This is a genomic window from Rhodococcus sp. 5G237, from assembly GCF_053764735.1.
The window spans coordinates 106,760-127,168 of record NZ_JBSNCD010000012.1 but is presented as its reverse complement, the minus strand read 5'-3'; the positions used below and the strand labels follow the sequence as shown (position 1 = coordinate 127,168).

Annotated in this window: 20 protein-coding genes; 6 read left to right on the top strand and 14 right to left on the bottom strand. The window is 69.2% G+C overall.

Going from position 1 to position 20,409, the window contains the following annotated elements; all coding sequences use genetic code 11:
* Positions 1-9 precede the first annotated feature (9 nt).
* Together ACWPOC_RS24120 and ACWPOC_RS24115 are read left to right on the top strand one after the other, a co-directional pair.
* Entirely contained in the window at positions 10-582 is a 573-nt protein-coding gene (locus ACWPOC_RS24120; RefSeq protein ID WP_120283876.1) for an HhH-GPD-type base excision DNA repair protein, read from the top strand.
* On the top strand, positions 579-1,355 hold the full coding sequence (locus ACWPOC_RS24115) for a trypsin-like peptidase domain-containing protein (RefSeq protein WP_455409443.1): 777 nt from the start codon (positions 579-581) through the stop codon (positions 1,353-1,355). The genes ACWPOC_RS24120 and ACWPOC_RS24115 overlap by 4 nt, the downstream gene beginning before the upstream one ends.
* 21 nt (positions 1,356-1,376) lie before the next feature.
* Here the strand turns inward: ACWPOC_RS24115 and ACWPOC_RS24110 are convergent, their stop codons facing one another.
* Genes ACWPOC_RS24110 through ACWPOC_RS24100 form a run of 3 tightly spaced genes read right to left on the bottom strand, consistent with a single transcriptional unit; the run spans position 1,377 to position 4,285 of the window.
* Complete coding sequence (locus ACWPOC_RS24110) at positions 1,377-2,483, bottom strand: LLM class flavin-dependent oxidoreductase (protein ID WP_120281156.1); 1,107 nt, start codon at positions 2,481-2,483, stop codon at positions 1,377-1,379.
* A complete protein-coding gene (gene thiM / locus ACWPOC_RS24105) occupies positions 2,483-3,328 on the bottom strand; it encodes a hydroxyethylthiazole kinase (protein ID WP_120281157.1) in 846 nt (281 codons plus the stop codon). The genes ACWPOC_RS24110 and thiM overlap by 1 nt, the downstream gene beginning before the upstream one ends.
* A gap of 60 nt (positions 3,329-3,388) precedes the next feature.
* Positions 3,389-4,285 (bottom strand): sulfurtransferase, encoded by an 897-nt coding sequence (locus tag ACWPOC_RS24100; RefSeq protein ID WP_120281158.1) that lies wholly within the window; start codon positions 4,283-4,285, stop codon positions 3,389-3,391.
* A gap of 124 nt (positions 4,286-4,409) precedes the next feature.
* Between ACWPOC_RS24100 and ACWPOC_RS24095 the strand changes: the two genes are divergently transcribed.
* Positions 4,410-5,099 (top strand): GntR family transcriptional regulator, encoded by a 690-nt coding sequence (locus tag ACWPOC_RS24095; RefSeq protein ID WP_060653963.1) that lies wholly within the window; start codon positions 4,410-4,412, stop codon positions 5,097-5,099.
* A gap of 4 nt (positions 5,100-5,103) precedes the next feature.
* Here the strand turns inward: ACWPOC_RS24095 and ACWPOC_RS24090 are convergent, their stop codons facing one another.
* Positions 5,104-5,751, bottom strand: coding sequence for a PadR family transcriptional regulator (locus tag ACWPOC_RS24090; RefSeq protein WP_120281159.1), 648 nt, complete (start codon positions 5,749-5,751; stop codon positions 5,104-5,106).
* 131 nt (positions 5,752-5,882) lie between these two features.
* Between ACWPOC_RS24090 and ACWPOC_RS24085 the strand changes: the two genes are divergently transcribed.
* Positions 5,883-8,132 (top strand): DNA polymerase III subunit gamma and tau, encoded by a 2,250-nt coding sequence (locus tag ACWPOC_RS24085; protein WP_159416926.1) that lies wholly within the window; start codon positions 5,883-5,885, stop codon positions 8,130-8,132.
* A gap of 32 nt (positions 8,133-8,164) precedes the next feature.
* Here ACWPOC_RS24085 and ACWPOC_RS24080 read toward each other — a convergent pair whose 3' ends face one another.
* The gene (locus ACWPOC_RS24080) at positions 8,165-9,235 is read right to left on the bottom strand and encodes a PDDEXK nuclease domain-containing protein (RefSeq protein ID WP_455409442.1); all 1,071 of its coding nucleotides are present in this window, start codon (positions 9,233-9,235) and stop codon (positions 8,165-8,167) included.
* Between the two features lie 130 nt (positions 9,236-9,365).
* Between ACWPOC_RS24080 and ACWPOC_RS24075 the strand changes: the two genes are divergently transcribed.
* Positions 9,366-9,944, top strand: a complete 579-nt coding sequence (locus tag ACWPOC_RS24075; RefSeq protein WP_120281160.1) for a DUF2231 domain-containing protein — start codon at positions 9,366-9,368, stop codon at positions 9,942-9,944.
* A gap of 99 nt (positions 9,945-10,043) precedes the next feature.
* On the opposite strand, the gene ACWPOC_RS24070 is transcribed toward ACWPOC_RS24075, so the two are convergent.
* From ACWPOC_RS24070 to ACWPOC_RS24035, 8 genes are all read right to left on the bottom strand, one after another.
* Positions 10,044-10,478 (bottom strand): RidA family protein, encoded by a 435-nt coding sequence (locus ACWPOC_RS24070; RefSeq protein WP_120281161.1) that lies wholly within the window; start codon positions 10,476-10,478, stop codon positions 10,044-10,046.
* On the bottom strand, positions 10,468-12,066 hold the full coding sequence (locus ACWPOC_RS24065; RefSeq protein WP_120281162.1) for a gamma-glutamyltransferase: 1,599 nt from the start codon (positions 12,064-12,066) through the stop codon (positions 10,468-10,470). The genes ACWPOC_RS24070 and ACWPOC_RS24065 overlap by 11 nt, the downstream gene beginning before the upstream one ends.
* On the bottom strand, positions 12,063-12,419 hold the full coding sequence (locus ACWPOC_RS24060) for a Rieske (2Fe-2S) protein (RefSeq protein ID WP_006552493.1): 357 nt from the start codon (positions 12,417-12,419) through the stop codon (positions 12,063-12,065). Before ACWPOC_RS24060 ends, ACWPOC_RS24065 begins: the two co-directional genes overlap by 4 nt.
* A gap of 39 nt (positions 12,420-12,458) precedes the next feature.
* Positions 12,459-13,913: an aldehyde dehydrogenase family protein gene (locus ACWPOC_RS24055; protein ID WP_455409441.1), complete on the bottom strand. Its 1,455-nt coding sequence runs from the start codon at positions 13,911-13,913 to the stop codon at positions 12,459-12,461.
* Positions 13,910-15,136: an NAD(P)/FAD-dependent oxidoreductase gene (locus ACWPOC_RS24050; RefSeq protein ID WP_455409440.1), complete on the bottom strand. Its 1,227-nt coding sequence runs from the start codon at positions 15,134-15,136 to the stop codon at positions 13,910-13,912. The genes ACWPOC_RS24055 and ACWPOC_RS24050 overlap by 4 nt, the downstream gene beginning before the upstream one ends.
* Positions 15,133-15,519, bottom strand: coding sequence for a Rieske (2Fe-2S) protein (locus tag ACWPOC_RS24045; RefSeq protein ID WP_455409455.1), 387 nt, complete (start codon positions 15,517-15,519; stop codon positions 15,133-15,135). The genes ACWPOC_RS24050 and ACWPOC_RS24045 overlap by 4 nt, the downstream gene beginning before the upstream one ends.
* Before the next feature lie 84 nt (positions 15,520-15,603).
* Positions 15,604-16,323 carry a TenA family transcriptional regulator gene (locus tag ACWPOC_RS24040; protein WP_006552489.1) on the bottom strand — a complete coding sequence of 240 codons (720 nt, stop codon included), beginning with the start codon at positions 16,321-16,323 and terminating at the stop codon, positions 15,604-15,606.
* Between the two features lie 40 nt (positions 16,324-16,363).
* Positions 16,364-16,813: a GlcG/HbpS family heme-binding protein gene (locus ACWPOC_RS24035; RefSeq protein ID WP_006552488.1), complete on the bottom strand. Its 450-nt coding sequence runs from the start codon at positions 16,811-16,813 to the stop codon at positions 16,364-16,366.
* A gap of 328 nt (positions 16,814-17,141) precedes the next feature.
* Between ACWPOC_RS24035 and ACWPOC_RS24030 the strand changes: the two genes are divergently transcribed.
* Positions 17,142-18,794, top strand: coding sequence for a PucR family transcriptional regulator (locus ACWPOC_RS24030; RefSeq protein ID WP_120281166.1), 1,653 nt, complete (start codon positions 17,142-17,144; stop codon positions 18,792-18,794).
* Here ACWPOC_RS24030 and ACWPOC_RS24025 read toward each other — a convergent pair.
* Entirely contained in the window at positions 18,781-20,253 is a 1,473-nt protein-coding gene (locus ACWPOC_RS24025; RefSeq protein WP_455409439.1) for an MFS transporter, read from the bottom strand. The two genes, ACWPOC_RS24030 and ACWPOC_RS24025, sit on opposite strands and share 14 nt — an antisense overlap.
* Between the last annotated feature and the right edge of the window lie 156 nt (positions 20,254-20,409).

Below are 20,409 nucleotides of genomic sequence, written 5' to 3'. Positions count from 1 at the left end.
ATCGTCTGCATGTCATCGACGCTGAATCTGGTCGGAGATCCCGACGCCGACGCACTGCTGGCCGAGAACCCGCTGGCGCTTCTCATCGGCATGCTGCTCGACCAGCAGGTGGCGATGGAGGTCGCGTTCGCGGGACCGAAGAAACTTGCCGACCGTCTCGGCGGTCTCGACGTGTACCGCATCGCGTCGGCCGACCCCGACGAGTTCGTCGCGGTGTGCGCGCAGCAACCGGCCGTCCACCGGTTCCCCAAGTCGATGGGACAGCGGATCCAGGCGCTGTGCGCGGCGATCGTCGAGGACTACGACGGCGACGCTTCCGCACTGTGGACGTCCGGCGACCCGGACGGCAAGGAAGTGCTGCGGCGGCTGAAGAAGCTGCCGGGCTACGGTGACCAGAAGGCACGTATCTTCCTGGCGTTGCTCGGCAAGCAGATGGGGGTGCGACCCGAGGGCTGGCGGGAGGCCGCCGGCGATTACGGGCACGAGGATGCGCGCCGGTCGATCGCCGACGTCGTCGACGAGCAGTCGCTGCGCGAGGTGCGCGAGTTCAAGAAGTCGATGAAGGCAGCGAAGAAGTCATGAGACGCGTCGTAGCAGTGTGCGGCGCCGCCGTCGCCTTCGCCGCGGGAACCGGGGGCGTGGCCGCGGCCGGCGGGGGAGACGACCGGGTCGTCCTCCGGCCCGGCGACGGGATCGTGTTCTCCGCGGAGCCGGCACCGGGTTGGTGTTCCGTGGCGGCGGTCGGGCACGACGACGCGGGTCGTCTCGTCGCGATCACGGCGGGGCACTGCTACCGGACGGGATCGTCGCCCGTCTGGAAGGTCGACGAGCAGCACCGAGGGCCGATCGGAACCGAAACGGACGTCGCGAGTACGGGTTCGGTCGATCAGCTGGGATTCCCCACCGACGAGATCGCCGACTACGCGGTGGTCCTGCTCGACGAGACCCGCGTGCGGGGATCGAACACGTCGGTACCCAACGATCGGGGAGAGCGTGTCGTGCTCGAATCGGTCGCGGCGTTCGGCGAGGGCGAGGTGTCGGTCGGAACACAGTGCGCGGCAGGGCGAAGCACGTCGGTGGCCTGCGCGACCGGCGATGTGCGGGTGGACGGGAACCTGATGTCGTCGCCGCTGCTCATGCGGCCGGGCGACTCCGGCGGGCCGCTCGTGCGTGCCGAGACGGGCGAATGGATGGGACTGTCGGTGGGCTACCGGTTCCCACAGACCGCGGTCTCCGACGACCGGCAGGTTCCCGACACGAGGTTCGCCGCCTACCAGCGGGCCGACCGGATCCTTGCCGAGATCGACGCGCGCGACGGGATCGGCTCGGGGTTCCGTCTCGTCGACACCCCCTGACCGATCCCGCCGGCGTTACCGTCAGAGCTTGTCGAAACGCGGAATCAGATGTTCGGCAACGTTCTTCGCCTCGTCGATGAGCGGCCATCCGGCGAGGATGAGGGAGGTCAGTCCGGTCGCGTCGCGCAGGGTGCGCACGTGGCCGGTGATCTCGTCCGGGTCGCCGACATAGTAGACGGCCGACGATCCCGTGGCGAAGATGTCCAGCGGTGACCACGCGGTGATGCCCGCGTAGAGGCCGTCGCCGAGATACAGGTCCTCGGGTTCGGGCAGCTTGCCGGCATTGATGGTGTCGACCCAGCCCTGCCGCTGCGCGTCGCGCGCGGTGAAGGTCTTCAGATCCTGCTTGCCGTGCGTGCGGCGCCGAACCGCGTTGTCGAGCACGTCCTGGATCTGCTCGATGCCGGCCTTCTCGAACAGCGACCGGAACCGCTCGAGTGCCTCCTCCCGGTTCGGACGCACGATGACGCCGGACAGGGCGCCGAAGTCGGTGTACTCGCGACCCTCTGCTGCAGCGGATTCGCGTGCGGCGGTGAACTTCTCCGCGACGAACGAGGTCTCGCGCAGCATGATCAGGTAGGCGTCGAGCACCTTGCCGGCGTTCTGCAGACCGGCGGGGGAGTCGCCCGTTCCCCACAGCGGCACCGAGTGGTCCGCAGGAGCATCGATGCGCAGCGGGGTGTTCGGGAAGTTCGACGCGGTGCCCTCGGCATAGATACGCCGGAACTCCGCCCAGTACTTCTCGCCGAGCTCGTACCGGCGGTCGTGCTCGACGTTCATGTCGTACTTGGTGAGGATGTTCTCCCGGCCGTTGACCGAGTTGATCATCAGGCGACCACCGCTGAACGCGTCGAAGGTGAGGGCCTTCTCGGCGAGCAGTCGCGCGGGCGTCATGTTCGCGTAGATCGCGACGAGGAACTTCATCCGGCTGGTGTGCGCCGCAGCCCAGGTCGCCGAGATGAAGGGGTCGTTCGGCCAGGTCGCGACGAGCGCACCTTCGAAGCCGCCGTCGTCGATGGTCTTCGCGAGCTCGATCTGCCGCTGCCCGTCCACCGGGTACAACCCGCCGGGGCTCCAGGGGTAGTCGCCGTCGGCCTGGGTGAGATACCAGAAGGTCTTGATGGGCATTACTTCGTGTCCTTCGAGGGGAGTTCGAACGGTTCGACGCGGGCGCGGGCGCGCAGCATGTCGGCGTCCACGGCGAACAGGGCGTCGAGATAGGCGACGGCGAACGAACCGGGGCCGGTGGAGTTCTCCTCGGCGATCTCGGACGCCACGGCGACGTGCGCGTGGGCCGCCGCGAGGCCGACGAGAGGGGTCTCCGCAACCGCGAGATAGGCCGCGACGAGTCCGCCGAGGGAGCATCCGGTGGAGGTCACGCGCGGCAGCATCGCGCTGCCACCGGCGATGCGCAGTCCGACGATCCCGCCGTCGCGGTTGCGTCCGACGAGGTAGTCGACGGGACCGGAGGCCGATACGGCGTCGGCGCGGTCGAGCAGCGCGAGCGCCGCGGGCACGGCGGCTGCGGCCTCGTCGGCGCTGTCGACGCCGCGCGTGTCACCACCCAGACCGGCCAGCGCGATGATCTCGGAGGCGTTGCCGCGGATCGCGGTGGGACGGAACTTCAGCAGGTCGGCGGCGAGCGAGGTGCGCCACGCCAGTCCGCCCACTCCCACGGGGTCGAGGACCCACGGGGTGCCGGCGTCGTGCGCGGCCTCGGCCGCGCGGGTGAAGGCCACCGAGGTCTCGTCGAAGGGGGTGCCGAGGTTGACGAGCACTCCACCGGCGATGCGCGCGAAATCACCTGCCTCGTGGGCGTTGTCGATGTGCGCGTTGCTGGCGCCCGCGGCGAGCAGCACGTTGGTGAGGAAGTTGGCCGAGACGATGTTGGTCAGCGAGTGCACCAGCGGCGTCTGCGCGCGCAGGGCGTCGAGGGTGACGGCGAGATCGTCGACGGTGGGGGTCGTGGTCACGGAAGATCCTGTCGGGAAGGAGGGGAGGGGACGAAACGGGTCAGGATCGCGGACATCGCATCATGCGTCGCCCTTCCCTTCTCCGAGTGTCCGCATGGGGAGTGCGGGGTCGGCCGTCCACTCCTCGAGGGATCCGTCGTAGACGGCGATGTCGTCGTGGCCCGTCCGGACCAGTGCGAGCGCCACCAGGCACGCCGAGACGCCGCCGCCGCAGTAGAGGATCAGAGGCCGGGAGGTATCGGCGAGGGCTTGGTCGGCCGACTCGGCGATCCGCTCGGTGCTCCGCAGGACGCCGTCGGCGAGCAGGCTCTTGGCCGGTAGGTTCCGGCTCCCGCTGATGTGCCCGCGGCGCGCGTAACGAGTGGTGGCGGTGCCTGCGAACTGCTCGGCGTCGAGCGCGCAGACGAGGGTGCCCGGTGCATCGCCGGACACCACGGCGAGCACGTCGTCGCGATCGCGCCACAGGCCGTGGTCGGGCAACCCGGTCCGGGATGTGGTGGCGCGGCGCTCGGCGGCGTCACCGGTCTCCACGGGTAGGTCGAGCGCGGTCCAGCGGGCGAAGCCGCCGTCGAGGACGCGGGCGGAGACACCGATGTTGCGCAGCATCCACCACAGCCGGGACGCCCAGGTCATGCCGCCGTCGTCGTAGATCACGAGGTCGGTCTCGGGGGCCACGCCGAGTTCGGCCAGGGCCGCCGCGAGGGCGTCGGGGGTGGGGCGGGAGAAGTGCAGGTCGGTGTCGGGGGCGCTGAATCCGCCGAGTAGGTCGGCGTGCACGGATCCCGGGATGTGCGCGGCGCGCCAGGTCGCGTAGCCGGATTCCGGTCGGTAGTCGCCGTCGAAACGGGGCTTCGGAAAGGTGACCGTGGCGTGCAGGACCGTGTGGGCGCCGGGGTCGCTCGAGAGCTCTTCGGCGCTGATCAGCACCTGTTCGTCCCGGAATGCCGCCTCGGTCACGCGTTGGGTCCTCTCGTCGTGTTCGAGGAGCGACGCTAAACGACGAATAACGTATACGCAAGTATTCGTACGTTGACGGTGGCATAATCGGCGCACGTGAACGGCACGCCTACGGAGGGTGTAGATGACCGAGCAGGACGCGACGGCCGAGCTGGAGAGCTCTCTTCTCGTCGAATCGCCCACCGGGCGCGACGACCAGACCTCCAAGCAGTACCTGCGCCTGCGCTCGGACATCCTCGCGGGGAAGTTCCCGCGCGGCGCCGCTCTGCACGAGACCCAGCTCAGCGAGACCTACGGGGCGTCACGCACCCCGATCCGTGAGGCGCTCAACTGGCTCGCGCACGACGGTCTGCTCGAGCGGGCGAGTCGCGGCTTCCGGGTGCGTTCGGGCACCCCCGAGGACGTCATCGAGATCTATGCGGCGCGCGTCGCGCTCGAATCCGAGGCGGCCGGCGCCGCGGCGATCCGGCACACTGATCTCGACATGGCCCGGCTCGAGCGGCTGCACGATTCGTGCTGCTCCGCCACCGACGACGCCGCGGTGCGCATCGGGAATTTCCGGTTCCACGAGGCGTTGTGGCAGGCCGCGCACAACTCGACGATCATGGCGTTGCTCGTGCGGCTGACCACTCAGCTGCGGATCTACGACTCCGGGCCGCCGTCCAACTACGGCGAGCCCGATCTGCTCAACCGGGAGCACGCGCAGATCCTCGACGCGTTGCGGGCGCGGAACGAGTCCGCGGCCCGCGAGCACATGCGTGCTCATCTCGAGCGCAGCCGCGAGCAGCGCATCCGTCTCTTCGCCCGCGGCTGAGCCCTCACTCCTGATCGGACGTGTCGAGGTCGCCGGCGAGAATCCGGTAGAGGGATTTCTTGGCTTCGATGAGGACCGCGTGTGCCGCGGCGACCTCGGCGTCGGAACCGCTCATGGCGACCGACCGAGTCGCGACCTGCAGTTCGCGCAGTGCGAGTCGCAGGTCCGGGGCGTCGGAATCGGGATCGTGACCGGCGAAGGGGTCGATGAGTTCGTTCCCCGGATCGTCGATGTACGTGCGGCCCGCATCCGTCAGTGAGACGAGCTTGCGTCCGCCCTCCTTCTCGACCGTGACGAGTCCTTCGTCCTCGAGCTGGGAGATCGTCGGATAGATCGCGCCGGGGCTGGGGCGCCAGGCGCCGCCCGTCCGTTCTGCGATCGCTTCCATGAGCTGGTAGCCGTGCATCGGCTCGGTGCCGAGCAGGCGCAGGACTGCCGCGCGGACGTCGCCTCGTTGTGCTCGGCCGCGTCGTCCTCCTCGCGGGCCTCCGCGTCCCCGTCCGCCGCCATCGCGGTGCGGGCGGAAGCCGGGTTCGTCGTCGTGCGGATGGTGTCCGCGACGGCGGGGTCCGTCGGCACGGAACGGGCCACCGGGGAGATTTCGATCGTGCATGGCGCGGCGACGGCCGCGGGGATGTTCGTGGGTTCGCATCTGTGCGTCTCCTTCTTTGTCGATACGATCACGATAGATCTCGATATATCGTTAACGCAAGAGTGGTCTCGGCCACAAATGTCGACGGACCGACCTCCGTGCATGTCGGGAGCCGCCGGTACGCTCGGCGCGTGGCTCTGTACCGGAAGTATCGACCTGCGACCTTCGCGGAGGTGGTGGGGCAGGAGCACGTCACCGTGCCCCTCAGCACGGCGCTCGACACGGGCCGCATCAACCACGCCTACCTGTTCTCGGGTCCTCGTGGATGCGGCAAGACGTCCTCGGCCCGAATTCTCGCCCGCTCGCTCAACTGCGAGACCGGCCCCACGTCCACGCCGTGTGGAACGTGCCGGTCGTGCGTGTCGCTCGGCCCGGGCGGTGGAGGCAACCTCGACGTCACCGAACTCGATGCCGCGAGCCACGGCGGTGTCGACGACACCCGCGAACTCCGCGACCGCGCGTTCTACGCTCCGGCCGAGTCGCGCTACCGCATCTTCATCATCGACGAGGCGCACATGGTCACCACGCAGGGCTTCAACGCCCTGCTCAAGATCGTGGAGGAGCCGCCGGAGCACCTCATCTTCGTCTTCGCGACCACCGAGCCCGAGAAGGTGCTGCCCACCATCCGGTCGCGCACGCACCACTATCCCTTCCGGCTCCTCGCTCCCACGGCGATGCGGGGTCTGCTCGAGCAGATCTGCGGCCAGGAGAACGTGCCGGTCGAGGACGCGGTCTATCCGCTGGTCATCCGTGCCGGCGGTGGATCCCCCCGCGACTCGCTGTCGGTGATGGACCAACTCCTCGCCGGTGCCGGCCCCGAGGGCGTCACCTACGAACGCGCTCTGTCGCTGCTCGGCGTCACCGATGTCGCGCTCATCGACGAGGCCGTCGATTCGCTCGCGGCCGGCGACGGCGCGGCGCTGTTCGGCACCGTCGAGAAGGTCATGGACGCCGGGCACGACCCGCGTCGCTTCGCCGTCGACCTCCTCGAACGCCTCCGCGACCTCATCCTCATGAAGTCCGTCCCCGACGCCGCCGAGCGCGGACTCGTCGACGCACCCGGCGACGTCCTCGAGCGGATGCGCGACGAAGCGACCCGCCTGGGCCCGGCCACCCTCACCCGCTACGCCGAGATCGTGCACGCCGGGCTCGGTGAGATGCGCGGGGCGACGTCGCCGCGTCTGCTGCTCGAGGTGATGTGCGCGCGCATGCTGCTCCCCGCGGCGTCCGACGCGGAAACCGCTGTCCTGCAGCGCCTCGAACGACTCGAGCAGGGCATCGTCGCAGCCCCGGCGGGAGGTGCCGCGCCGAAGCCGGTAGCGGCACCCGCCGCGCCGCCCATCTCGCCCGACGAACCCGCGGCACGTTTCCAGCGTCCCTCCCAGCGCCGCGCAGCGGAGGCGGCGCCTGCCGCACCGTCCAACGAGACTGCTCAGCCTCGCGAGACTGCTCAGCCGCAGCCGGAAGTGCCTGCTCAGCAGGCCCCTGTCCAGCAACCCCCTGCCCAGCAGGCGCCGGTGCAGCCCGAACCGGCCCAGCCGGCACCGGCCCCGACACCGCCTCCCGCAGCAACGCAACCTCCCGCCGTCCCGGAGGTGCCGCAGCCGCAGAGCGCGCCCGACGAGGTTGTCGCGCAGGAGGTTCCGCCGCCCGCGCCCCAGGAACCGGCCACTCCCGAACCCGAGCCCGAACCCGCCCGCGCGACAGGCGGTCCCGACGCGGCCCAGATGCGGGGTGTGTGGTCGGAGGTCCGTGCGAAGGTCCGCGAACGCAGCCGCACCGTCGAGGTGATGCTCTCGGGCGCCACCGTGCGGTCGGTCGACGGCACCCGGGTCGTGCTCGTGCACGACTCCGCTCCGCTCGCGAAGCGACTCGCCGACGCGCGCAATGCCACGGTCATCGCCGATGCGCTGAAGGCGGTCTTCGGTGGAGAGTTCGAGGTCACCTGCGTCCACGGGTCCGCTGCTGCGGAGGCACCTGTCAGAACCCCGGCGCCCGAGAAGAATTCGCGTCCGGCGGGTCAACCGCGTTTCTCCCGGCCGAGCCAGGCGAAGAATGCCACGCCACCCGCACCCGTCGAAGCCCCCGCTGCGCCGCAGCGACCGGCAGCCGCACCGTCGGCTGCCCCGACGTTCACACGCCCGTCCGCGGAGAGCGTCGACGACATCCCGCCGCCCGAGGCCCCCGATCTTCCCGACGATCCGGGCCCCGGCTACGACGCCCCGCCGCCCGACCCGTCGCAGATGACGGAGGCGGACGTCGAGGAGATGTTCGCCGAGGCCGCCACGCCCGGCGACCCGTCGACGCGCCGCGATCCGGAGGAAGTCGCGATCGAGCTGCTCAAGGACGTGCTGGGAGCGAAACCGCTCGACGAGAAGTAGTCCCGGGCCCCTGGTGTTGCCGACGAGCGATGTCAGCTCTGCGCGGTGTCTCCGTCGGCGCGGTCCGTCGTGAGTTCGTCCCAGGTCGCATCGACCGCGTCGGCGAGTTCGCTGTCGGTAGGCACGAGTTCGCGGATGGGTTCGGGCAGGGTGTCGTAGGTGTAGTTCGCAACCGCCAAGGGAGCGGTCGTGCCCGCGAGCGAATAGCGCACGACGTTGTCGTTGCGCCCCGCGCACAGCAGGATCCCGATGGTCGGTGCGTGCCGATCCGCGACTCGCAGGTTTGCGTCCACCCAGGAGACGTAGAAACCGAGTTTGCCGGCGTATTCGGGCTCGAACCGGCCGATCTTGAGCTCGACCACCACGAAGCGCGACTGAATCCAGTTGAAGAAGAGCAGGTCGATGTAGAAGTCGTCGTGGTCGACGGTGAAGTGGTACTGGCGGCCGACGAACGCGAACCCGTGCCCCAGTTCGAGGAGTACCTGTTCGAGGCGTGTCATCAGTGCCGCTTCGAGTTCTCGTTCCGCGGCCCGCTCGTCGAGATCGAGGAAATCGAAGATGTACGGGTCGCGGACGAGTTGCTGTGCGAGGTCGGAGTCCTGTGGAAGAAGTTGGTCCGGAAAATTCGACGGCGCGGCACCTACACGGCGATGTAACTGCCCGGCGATCTGATGGGTCAGAACGTGACGCGACCACCCGTGTTCTGCTGCGCGCGCGGCGTACCAGTCGCGAAGCTCTCGGTTGTCGAGCTTGTCCAGAAGTACCGTCACATGTCCCCATGGCAATTGTGCAACAGGCTGTTGCACTATTTCCTGGGGCCAGGCGTCCGCGAAGGACCGCATGTAGAAGAGATTGCGGCGTGAGAGACCGCGCATGTGTGGAAACTCGGAGCGCAGGTCCCTGGCCAGTTGGTCGACGACCTTCGATCCCCAGCCGTGTACACGTTGACGCTCGAGAAGGGAGTGCCCGAGCGTCCAATACAGGATCAGCAGTTCGGTATTCGCGGCGCGTGTAGCCCGTAGACGCGCTCGACGAACCTGTGCTTTGAGTTCGTCCAGGAATTGCGGATAGTCCTCGGGAAGCCCGACGGTCTTTTCGGTCACGGCCACATGGTGCCCTCGGGATACGACAGAAATACGAATGCCACCCTCGTCATGGCCGGCAATCGAAGGGTGCCGTCGCATCGCGGTCACCCGGCGGTTCGTATCTGCTGCCGACGGGTATCGCCTCATCATGAACCTGCACGAACTCCTGCGCGCCGTCGAATCCTTCGACGCTGTGGATCGGCCCGCCGAGCGCATCGCGCAGCGCATACGGCGAGTCCTCGACGGCTCCGTCGTCGACGACCTGCTCCGAGGTTCCTGGCTCGGACATCCCGTCCATCCGCTCCTCGTCACCGTCCCGATCGGGTCGTGGGTGTCCGCGGCGGCGTTGGACGCGCTGCCCGGGCAGCGCACCGCGTCCCGGCGACTCGTCGCGTTGGGACTGGGCGCGGCCGTCCCGACGATCGTCACCGGATACACCGACTTCTCCACCCTGGAGGATGCCCCTCAGCGCAGGGTCGGCGCGGTGCACGCCGTGTCCAACGCGATCGGGGTGATCTGCATGGCGACGTCCTATCGCGCGCGACGTGCCCGTCACGACCGGGCGGGAACGATATGGACTTTGATCGGTCTCGGCGCCGTCGGTGTCGGTGGTGCCCTCGGTGGCCATCTCTCCTACGCCCAGGGTGGCGGAGTGTATCGGTGGCAGCGACCGTCCGAGAGTGTCGATCTTGCAGCCGAACTCGAGGACATCGGCGCGAGGAGCTGAGCGTTCGTCCCCGAGGTTCACAACCCACAGATGAGGCTCACAACCCTGATGGTCGACCACCGGGGTTGTGAGCCTCGTTTCTCGGTTGTGGACCTCCGTCTATCCGCGGACGGCGGTCAGCGCGATCTCGAGCGGTGCCCCACCGGGCAGGGTGTGGACGCCGACGGCGGTGCGGGCCGGTAGCGCGTCCACACCGAGTTCGCGTTCGATCACGTCCGACGCGCCGTCCGCGACCACCGACAGATCGACGAAACCGGGCGCGCTCGCGACGTAGACGACCATCTCGACCGGCCGGAACGACGTGCCCTCCGGCAGCGTCGCGCGGATCGCCGCCAGCGCGTTGCCCACCGCGACGACCGCGGCGGCCCGGGCCTGTTCGACGGTGACCTCCGCACCGACCCGTCCGGTGAGGATCAGTTCGCCGTCTCGACGCGGTGTCATGCCCGCTGTGCGGACGGTGTCGCCGGCCAGCACGGCCGGGACGTACCGACCCTGCGGACGCGGTGCAACAGCAGCTGCAGTATCAGAGGACACCCAGAGCCACCCCCTCCTGTCGTGGATCGCTGCCGCCGGAGAGCACTCCGCGGTCGTCGATCGAGATCACCTGCGCGCTGCCCTCGGCACCCAGCGGTTCGAGGACTTCCACCCGGTGGCCGAGTTCGCGCAGTTCGTCGCACACGCCGTCGGCGACGTCGCCTTCGATCCGCAACGCGGTCGGTTCGCCGAGCACATCGGCGTCCGATCCCGGGAAGACGGTGAAGCGCGGCGCCGAGACGGCTTCCTGGGGGTCGAGACCGTGGTCGAGCAGGTGCGACAGCAGCTGCATGTTCCACTGCACCTGCCCGTCGCCGCCGGGCGTGTTGCCCACATGCCGCAGCTCGCCCGCCGAATCGGTGACGATCCACGCGTTGAGCGTGTGCAGGGGCTTGCGGCGCGGCGCCACCTCGTTCGGATGGCCGTCGATCAGGTAGGCACCGCGACCGAGCCGGTTGTTGAGCACGATGCCCGTCCCGGGCACCGTGAGCTTCGCTCCGAAGGTGAACGCCAGCGAATGGATGAACGACACCGCCCGCCCCTCGGCGTCCACGGCGACGAACGATGTCGTGTCCCCGGCGGAGACGGTGAACGCCTCGGCCGGTGCACGCCCGTCGATCCGTGCGCGACCCGCTGCGATGTTCGCGGGATCGAGCACCCGTGGGACCCCGTCGTTGTCCGACGAGCACCAGCGGAGCCTGTCTTCGAAGGCGACGGTGGCCGCGCGGGCCATGCGGTCGATCGACGCCGTACCGAGCACGGGGTGGGTCCCGAGCGCGTCGTCGCACAGGGCGGCCTGGTGCAGCACCATCCATCCCGGTGTCGGGAGCGGGGTCTGGTGCAGGACGTGCCCCGCATAGCTGCCGGTGAGCGCCGCCTCCGCGTCCACCGACGCCCCGGCCCGCCATTCGTCACCGCTGAACGGTGCTCCGCCCCCCTGCAGCGCAGCCACGCAGCGTTCGGCGAGCGTGCCGGTGTAGAACGATCCCGGATCCTCGGCCAGGGCACGGATCGTGCGGGCCAGGTCGGGCTGGGGAAGCACGTCGCCGAGGCGCGGGACCCGGTCGCCCGGTGTGTACACCGAGGCGAGTCCGGTGTCGCCGCGGATCGCATGCAGGGCGGTCTGTACATCGGTCCGGGTCTTCGCCGAACACGGCAGACCGCTCTCGGCGATCCGGCCGGCCGGTGCCCACAGTTCGGGCAGCGACCTGCTCGCTCCCCGCCGGTGCAGTGCGGCCAGCGCGGCGGGCGCGCCGGGGACGGCGACGGCGAGCGCCCCGTCGAGGGGGATCGCGTCGAGTCCCCGTTCCCGGTAGAAATCCGGTGTGCCGCCGTCGGGTCCGTAACCACTGCCGTTGACGGTCCACACCGACCCGTCGGGCTCGCGGACCACGGCGAACGCGTCGCCGCCGATGCCGCACTGCCCGGGCAGGGTCAGCCACGTGACCGCTGCCATCGCCAGGGCCGCGTCGACGGCGTTGCCACCGTCTTCGAGGACGCGGACCCCGGCGAGGCTCGCGAGCGGATGACTCGACGCGACCATGCCTCCGGTCGCGAGCGTCGCCGGTCGTGTCGCGCGCCGCGTCATGCCGACCGCATCCGACGTCGACGGGGTCCTTCCGGCGGCTCGGCGGGGTCGATCCCGACGAAGATCTCGCCGTCGCGTTCCTCGCACGGATAGGTCTTGATGGGCTCGGTGGCCGGCGGGCAGATCGGCTCACCGGTCTCGAGGTCGAATGCGCTTCCGTGGCAGGAGCATCCGATGCCGTCCTGGACGAGCTTGCCGGACGACAGCAGGCAGTCGAGGTGTGAGCAGTAGTTGGACGTCGCGTACGCCTTGCCGTCCAGTCGGGAGATGGCGAACTCGTAGTCCTCGGCGTAGAACCGGCGGACGATGCCTTCGGGCACCTGCCCGGATCGGGCCACTCGCTTGAACTCCATGGTCTTTCCTCCAGGCTTGTCGAGGGTCGGTGTCGCCGGTCAGGCGTCGGGGGACAGGTAGACGGTCTTCTCGGACTGGTAGAACTGCATGAGCGTGGGGCCGGCCTGTTCCTTGAAGGTCTGCGTGCTCGACTGCTTGTAACCGCCGAACGGCGCGTTCATGGCCATTCCCGTGGTGGGCTGGTTGACCTTCACGAGCCCGGTCCGCGACCCGGCGATGAAACGCTGTGCGGCGGAGAGACTCCGGGTCACGACGGAGGCGCTGAGCCCGAAGGCGGTGTCGTTCGCCAGGGCGAGTGCCTCGTCGAAGGAGCCGGCGCGCTGGAAAGCCAGGACCGGGCCGAAGATCTCGTCGGTGAGCAGGCGCATCCCCGGGGCGGTGTCCGCGAAGATCGTGGGCCGCACGAAGAATCCGTCTCGCAGCGCGTCGTCCTCGCACCGCACGCCGCCGCACACGAGCCGTGCGCCTTCGTCCGTGCCGATGGTGACGTACTCGAGGAACTTGTCGAGCTGACCGCGACTCGCGAGCGGGCCGACATCGACGGCGGCACCCGAACCCGGTCCCACCCGCAGGGCGCGGGTGCGTTCGGCGACCTTCTCGAGCAGTTCGTCGTGGATCGCGTCGACGGCGACGACCCGGCTGGTGCCGGTGCACGCCTGACCCGACAATCCGAAGGCGCCCTTGACGATCAGTGCGGCCGCCGCGTCGAGGTCGGCGTCGTCCAGGACGACGACGGGGTTCTTGCCGCCCATCTCCAGCTGTACGCGCCGGTCGGGGCCGACGCTGCGGTGGATGGCGCGTCCGACCTCGGTGGACCCGGTGAAGGTCACCGCGGCGATCCGCTCGTCGCCGGACACCGCCGCACCGGCCTTGCCGTCGCCCTGGACCAGCGCGATCGCGCCGGCGGGCAGACCGCCGGCGAGCAGGGCCTCGACGAGTCGCTGTCCCATCAGCGGGGTGATCTCGGACGGCTTGAACAGCACCGTGTTGCCGGCGGCGAGCGCGGGCCCGAGCTTGCGGGAGGGGATGTTGAGCGGGAAGTTCCACGGCGTGATCGCACCGACGATCCCGATCGGTTCGCGCACGGTGTAGATGGTCGTGGAGCCCGGTGCCGGGAAGGTCGCACCGGTGGCGCGCAGTGCCTCGCCTGCGTAGAAGCGCAGGTTCATGGGGGTGCGGCTCACCTCCATCGACGCCTCGGCGCGGGTCTTGCCCTCTTCGCGGATGAGTTCGTCGACGAGTTCGGCCGAGCGTGCGGCGAGATGGTCGGCAGCTGCCTCGAGGATCGCGGCGCGACGCTCGGGCGGGGTGGCGGCCCATTCGGGTGCGGCCTTGTCGAGCGCGTCGACGGCGTTGCGGACGTCGATGGCGTCGGAGTCCGGGAAGGTGCCGATCAGGTCGGTCTCGTCGGCGGGGTTGCGGCGTTCGAAGACCGCGCCGGAGGCGGCCGGTACCCAGTTGCCGTCGATGTGGTTCAGTCCGGTGATCGTCATGCGGGCTCGACCTCCTCGTACATCTCCCACAGATCGGTGTCCTCGTCGGCGAGCAGCGCTGCGTCGACCCTGCGGCCGACGAGTTCGCGGGCCGCCATGATGTCCTCGCCGCGGTCCATCGCGAAGGCCGCGGTCAGAACGTCGCCGGCGAGGTAGAAGACCGAGAACTCTCCGCTGTCGGTGTCACCGCGGACGACGAGTTCGGTTGTTCCGGAAGTCGATCCGGCGAACTGGATGTTGGAGTCGTACTGGTCCGACCAGAACCAGTGCGGGTCGTCGGAGAGCGACTGCCGCCCGACGATCGTGTCGGCGACCACCGCGGCCTGGCGGTTCGCGTTGTCGAAGTGTTCGACGCGCACGTGCCGACCTTCACGCGGGGAGAACCGCTTCGCGACATCGCCTGCCGCGTAGATGTTCTCGACCGAGGTGTGCCCGGTGGCGTCGACCACGATCCCGCCGTCGACGGCGAGTCCGCTCGCCGCCGCGATGTCGGTGTTGGGGACGATGCCGATGCCGACGACCACGGCGTCGGCCTCGACGACCCCGCCGGTGGTGGTCTCGATCCGCACACCGCGATCGGAAGTGGTCACCGAGGTGACGCCCGTGCCGGTGTGCAGGTCGACACCGTTGCGGCGGTGCAGATCGGCGCAGTGCCGGCCGACCTGCTCGCCGAGGATGCCTCCGAGGAGGTGCTCGGCCTGTTCGAGGACCGTCACCGTCACGCCGAGAGATCGTGCGGTCGCGGCGATCTCGAGTCCGATGAAGCCGCCGCCGACGATCGCGAGGCTCGAACCCGGGGTCAGACGGGCTGCGAGGGCGGTCGCGTCGTCGAGGGTGCGCAGGTAGTGGACGAGATCGGGCCGGGAACCGGTGGTGGCGAGAGTGCGGGGGCGTCCGCCCGTGGCGAGGACGATCGCGTCGGCGGCGATCTCGCCGCCGTCGAACTCGACGGTGCGGGTCGCGGTGTCGATGCACTGCACCGATACGCCGGTACGGATGTCGATGTCGTTGGCGTCGAGCCATTTCCGGGTCAGTAGTGCGAGGGAGTCGACTCCTTCGCGGCCTGCGAGGAATTCCTTCGACAGGGGTGGACGCTGGTAGGGGGCGTGCTGCTCGTCGCCGAGCAACACGATGCGTCCGTCGAAGCCGCGGCGACGCAGGGTGCGTGCGGCGACAGCGGCGACCTGGCCGGCGCCCACTGTGACTACGGTGCGAACGGTCATGCCGTGCACTCCTTTCCGGATGCGGCCGGTGCCGGACGCGGGGTGGGGTCGACGAGGACGGTCTCGTCGCGCACGAGGACGGGATAGACCGGCTGGCAGAGGTCCTGGTCCTCTTCGTATCCGGTCTCTAGATCGAAGCGCCACTGGTGGCCGGGGCAGATGACCCGGCCGTGCAGGAGCGTGCCCTTCACGAGCGAACGGTCCTGATGGATGCACAGGTCGGCGAAGGCGTAGATGCGGTCGTTCGCATGGAACAGTGCGATCGCGAGGCCGTCGACCTCCACGCGGAGTTTGCGGCGGCGGGTCACCTCTTTCACCGTGGCGACGGCGACCCAGGTCGGGGACTCCGCGGTGGCGTCGGCGCCGGCGGTCCCGCTGCCCATGATTTCGGTGGACATGCTTCTCCTTCGCTCGTGTGCGAGACCGGGAGCGGAAGCCGCGAGCGACTTCCGCTCCCGCGCATCGGATCAGGCGGACGCCAGCTCCAGATCGGGGGCGACGTACGTGTCGTACAGACCCTTCGTGTACGAGAAACGCATCTCCGCTCCCCAGCGGACGAGCTGCAGGCAGCGCTGCTGCAGCTGCGGGGTGTCGGCGCAGTCCAGGACGATCTGGTAGCCGCGCTCACCGTGCACCACGTCCGAGGTGATGTGCAGGTCGAAGAACTCGATCTCGTCCTCGGTGAAGCCGTACACCTCGCGGAGCGGGACGATCTGCTTCTTGTAGATGCTCGGCACCTGGGATTCGAGACCGACGACCAGGGCCGCGGTGGCGACGACGAAGTGCTCGCGCTGGGACACCGCGTAGCACCAGGCCTGCAGTCCGCGGGTGACCGCGTTCATGTTGTTCGGGTCCTCGACGCGCTCCTTGGTGGTGCCGCACGCCTCGGCGAACTTGATGAGCAGGTCGGTGTGCCGGATGTCGGCCAGCTCCTCCTCGTACATGTTCTGGAGGGTGAAGTCCTTGGCGTCGGTGAAGTGATCGGGGGTGTTGGAGTAGATGTTCGCCAGGTAGTCGGCGAAGGGGCCGACGTAGTGGTAGTGGTTCTCGGCCCACCGGGCGAAGTGGTGCTTCTCGAGCTTGCCCTCGGCCCACGCCTTGCTGAACGATGCGTTCTTCGCCTCGCGTCCCTTGATGGCGTCTTCGAGTGCGGCGCGGAATTCGTCGCGTCCGAGCAGTTCGGTCATGATGATGCCTTTCGATGAGGAGGTCGTGCGGGGGATGCGATCAGGCGTTGATCGCGGAGGTCAGGGCTTCGAATTCGGCGATCATGGCGGCGCCGACCGCCTTGTCCTGCTCGCCGTTGCCGCCGCTGATGCCGACGGCGCCGACGATCTGTCCGTCGTAGACGAGGGGGAAGCCGCCGACGAAGATCGCGAACTTCCCGGGGAGCATGTGGCTGATGCCGAACGCTTCGTTGCCGGGGAGGGCGGGTCCGTTGGGACCCTCGTTGAACAGGTGGGTGGCGCGCTCGTGGCCGGCGGCGGTGAACGCCTTCGCCATGGCGATCTCGACGCCGGTGAGGCGGGCGCCGGGAAGCCGGTGCAGAGCAATGACGTTCGCGCTCTCGTCGCAGACGCAGAGGGTCTGCTTCACGCCGATCTCCTCGGCCTTCGCGCGGCCGGCGGCCAGCAGGGGGAGTGCGTCGTCGAGGGTGATGCGGTGGATTCGATGCATTGGTCTCCACTTTCGAAGTCGGGTCGGAGAGTCGGACGATTCCTGGTCCGCGTCGGGATCCGTGTGCGTCCCGCCGATGCCGCGTCGCTGAAGTGTCGGCGGGTGCCGGAGCGGTGGAGCGGTGTGTCCGGCGTGGCTCATTTCTAACAGGACCGTGCGCCGATGGGGACGGTCAGGATCACCGTTGTTTTCGGGATTCGGTGTACACAGTGCACATGTGTCTGGGACGCATGACTCTGGTATCTGGTGTAGAAAGTGCACACCGCCACGGTGTCGACGGGTCCACCCCCTCACGGCCCGCCGATGCTCCCGATGGAAGCAGGTCCCCATGGAATCGAGCCCGCGTCTGACAGTCCGAGGGCTGCTCGACGAACCGCTCATGGAGGGCGCCCGGGTCGTGGATCGGGAGGCCGATCTCGACCGGGCGCTCACCTGGGTGCTGCCGTTCGGCGAGGTCGTCGGCCGATTCGACGATCTCACCGGCGTCGCCGTGTACATGCGGCCGGAGGCACTGGCCGACAGTGCGCACGCCCTGTCCGCGCTTGCGGCCCGCGGCGCGGCGGCCCTGGTCGTCGACGGCGCGGTGCCCGCCGGAATGTCCTGGCCGGCGGGGTTGGTGGTGATCGAACTCGACCTGCCCGTCGGATTCGCGGCGCTCAACCGGTTGCTCGCCGAGCGGTCGCTGATGCAGGAAGTGCACGTCATGCGCTATTCCGCGCATGTGCACTCGACGCTCGCCGGTCTGCTGCACCGCGGCGCGGGGCTGACCCTGCTCGTCAAGGAGGTCTCGGCGCTCGCACAGCATCCGGCGATCGCGCTCGACGCGCGTGGTCAGGCCGTCGCTTTCCACGGCGTGGATGCCGCTCGGGCGGAAGAGATCTCGGAGATCCTGCACAAGCAGCTGTCGACGGTGACGGCCGCGGAGCGTCACGCCCACCACGACACCCGCGTGCTGGAGGAGGTCGTCGGTGGCACACCCTGGACGTGCACGGCGAGCACCATCCGACTCGGCAAACGGTTCGAGGGCTGGGTGGTCGTTCTCGCGTCGGGGACGTCTCCCGGACCGCACGAGCTGGCCCAGCACGCGGTCGTCACCGAACAGGCGACGGCGATCATCGGATCGGAGATGCTGCGGCAACGCAGCGTCGACGAGGCCGAGGAACGGGCCCGCGGCGATTTCGTGCAGGCGCTGGTGCACGGCAGTTTCACCAGCCAGCACGACATGCAGGCGCGCGCCGAGTACCACGACATCGACCTCACCTCGTCGTTCGCGGTCTTCGTCGCGCCCGGTTACGGGGAGAACCCGGCCGGTCCGGGCGGCGACGAATCCGGTGGACTGTTGCGGTTGGCCCGGTACGCGGCCAGCGTCCTGCCCCACCCGTCGGTGCGCTCGTACGTCACGGTGATCGGCGACGTCCTGGTGGTGGTGCGGTCGCTCCGCTACCGCGACCCGCGCGATGTCGAACTCGAGATCGCCGAGTACGCCGACGCGGTGTCGCAGGACCTGTCCCGCCGGCGCGTGCGCCCGGTGCCCGTCGCCCACGGCGCTCCGGCCGTCGGCGCGGACCAGATCCGGGAGAGCTACCGGCAGGCCCGCGTGGCACTCGGCATCGGGCAGCGGCTCGGGATGTCGGGTTCGGTGGCCTACCGCGACCTGCGGGGTTACGGCGTGCTCGAGCTGGTCGCCGAGACCGATCGCAGCCGCAGGTTCGTCGGCGACGTCTTCGGGACGCTCAAGCCCGGCACCGACCTGTACGACACCCTGCTGGCCTATCTGGCGGCGGGCGGGAACGTCAACGCGGCGGCGCGGGAGTTGTCGGTGCACCGCAACACCATGCTGTCGAAGCTCGACCGGATCTCCCGCGCGATGGCGATGGACGTCCGGCTGCCGGAGAATCAGTTCACGGCCTGGCTCGCCGTCCGTCTCGAGCTTCTCGACCGACTGCGTACCTCGGTCGAGAACGAGATCAACTACCGCTGAGGGCGGTCGACTCGGAGCCGGTCGTTGCGTGGTCCTCGGGGTCCGCCCCCAGGAACGACGCGGCGAACCCCGCGCACACGACCACGGCGCACACCGCGAAGAGCGGTCCCACCGTCCACGAACCGAACGCGACGGTCACCCACGCGGCCCCGACGGCCGAGCCGCCGAAACGGATCAGGTTGAACACCCCCAGCCCCGTCCCACGCTCGCCCGCCGGGGACCGCGTCGAGCCGGCCGCCGCGGGGGTCTGCACGGCAGCGATGCCGGCACCGGTCATCGCCAGGACGGTCGCCACGAGCCACAGCCGCGGTTCGTCCGCCGAGAGGACGACGGCAAGCGCGATCTGACCGACGAGCAGCACCACCAGTCCCGCCCGCAACATGCGCCGTCCGCCGACGCGATCGACGGTGCGGCCGACCACCGGCGCGAGGGCCGCCATGACCGCAGGCAACGCGAACAGGATCGCTCCGGCCGTGGCCGTCGACGCACCCGTCGCGTGCAACCGCAGTGGGACCGCCAGCAGAGCCGCGCCCAGGCAGAACATCTGCGCGAAGGCGGCGGCCGCGCTCCGCGCGAACCTGCTCTCGACCAGCAACCGGACGTCGACGAACGGCACGTCCGCATGTAGGCAGTGGACCACGAAACCGACCAGTACGACGATCGAGACCGCCAGGGCGATCCCCGCGACGGACGTGGGAACGCCCGCTTGCCCGAACATGCTCAGTCCCAGCACGACTCCGGCGGAGCCGAGCGTCAGGGCGATCGCACCGGGCACGTCGAGGGTCATCCTGCGACCGGGGAAGATCGGGATCCAGCGCAGCGTTCCGGCGAGCCCGATCAGTGCAATCGGGATCATCGGGACGAATATCCATCGCCAACCCCAATGTCCCGCAACGAAACCGCCGAGGGTGGGGCCGATGGCCTGACCGAGTCCGTTGACGGTGGCCCATGCACTCACCGCGCGTGCGCGGCGGTGCGCGCCGAACAACCATGCGATCAATCCCATGACCGCGGGGGCGAATGCGGCGGCCGCGACTCCACCGAGGGCGCGCCAGGCCACGAGGATCTCGAGGGTCGGCGCCGTCGCCGCTCCGGCAGCACAGATCGCGGTGCCGAGCAGGGCGCCGCAGTAGACGCGACGCCGACCGTATCGGTCACCGATGTACCCTGCAAGGGGCATTGTCGCAGCAAAAGTGAGAAGGAACCCGACGGCCAGGAGTGCGCCGTCTTCGAGGCTTGCGTCGAAGTCGGAAAGTATCTGTGGCAGTGGGACATTGATGATGTTGTTGCTCAATGTCCCGACGAGGGTTCCGGCGAGCAGTGCGGACAGGGCCAGAGGAGTGCCCGTATCCGTCTCGGCTGCCGGCGCTGCCGGTGTATCGGTGCGAGTGGTCATCGAACTCTCCGGAACCTCGGGGAACTGCGCGGCACGGTTCGTGCCGTCGAACCACTTTCGCACTGCGCTACCGTCGGATGCATCGCCATCGCGGAGTGAAGGTGCACATCGGATCCGGGTGAGCCGGTGCAGGGTGCACATTCGACGACGTCGTGAGGGCGGCGCGGGGCGCGCGACACATGTTCGTAGCAATATTTCACACCGGAGCGCCTCGTCGTC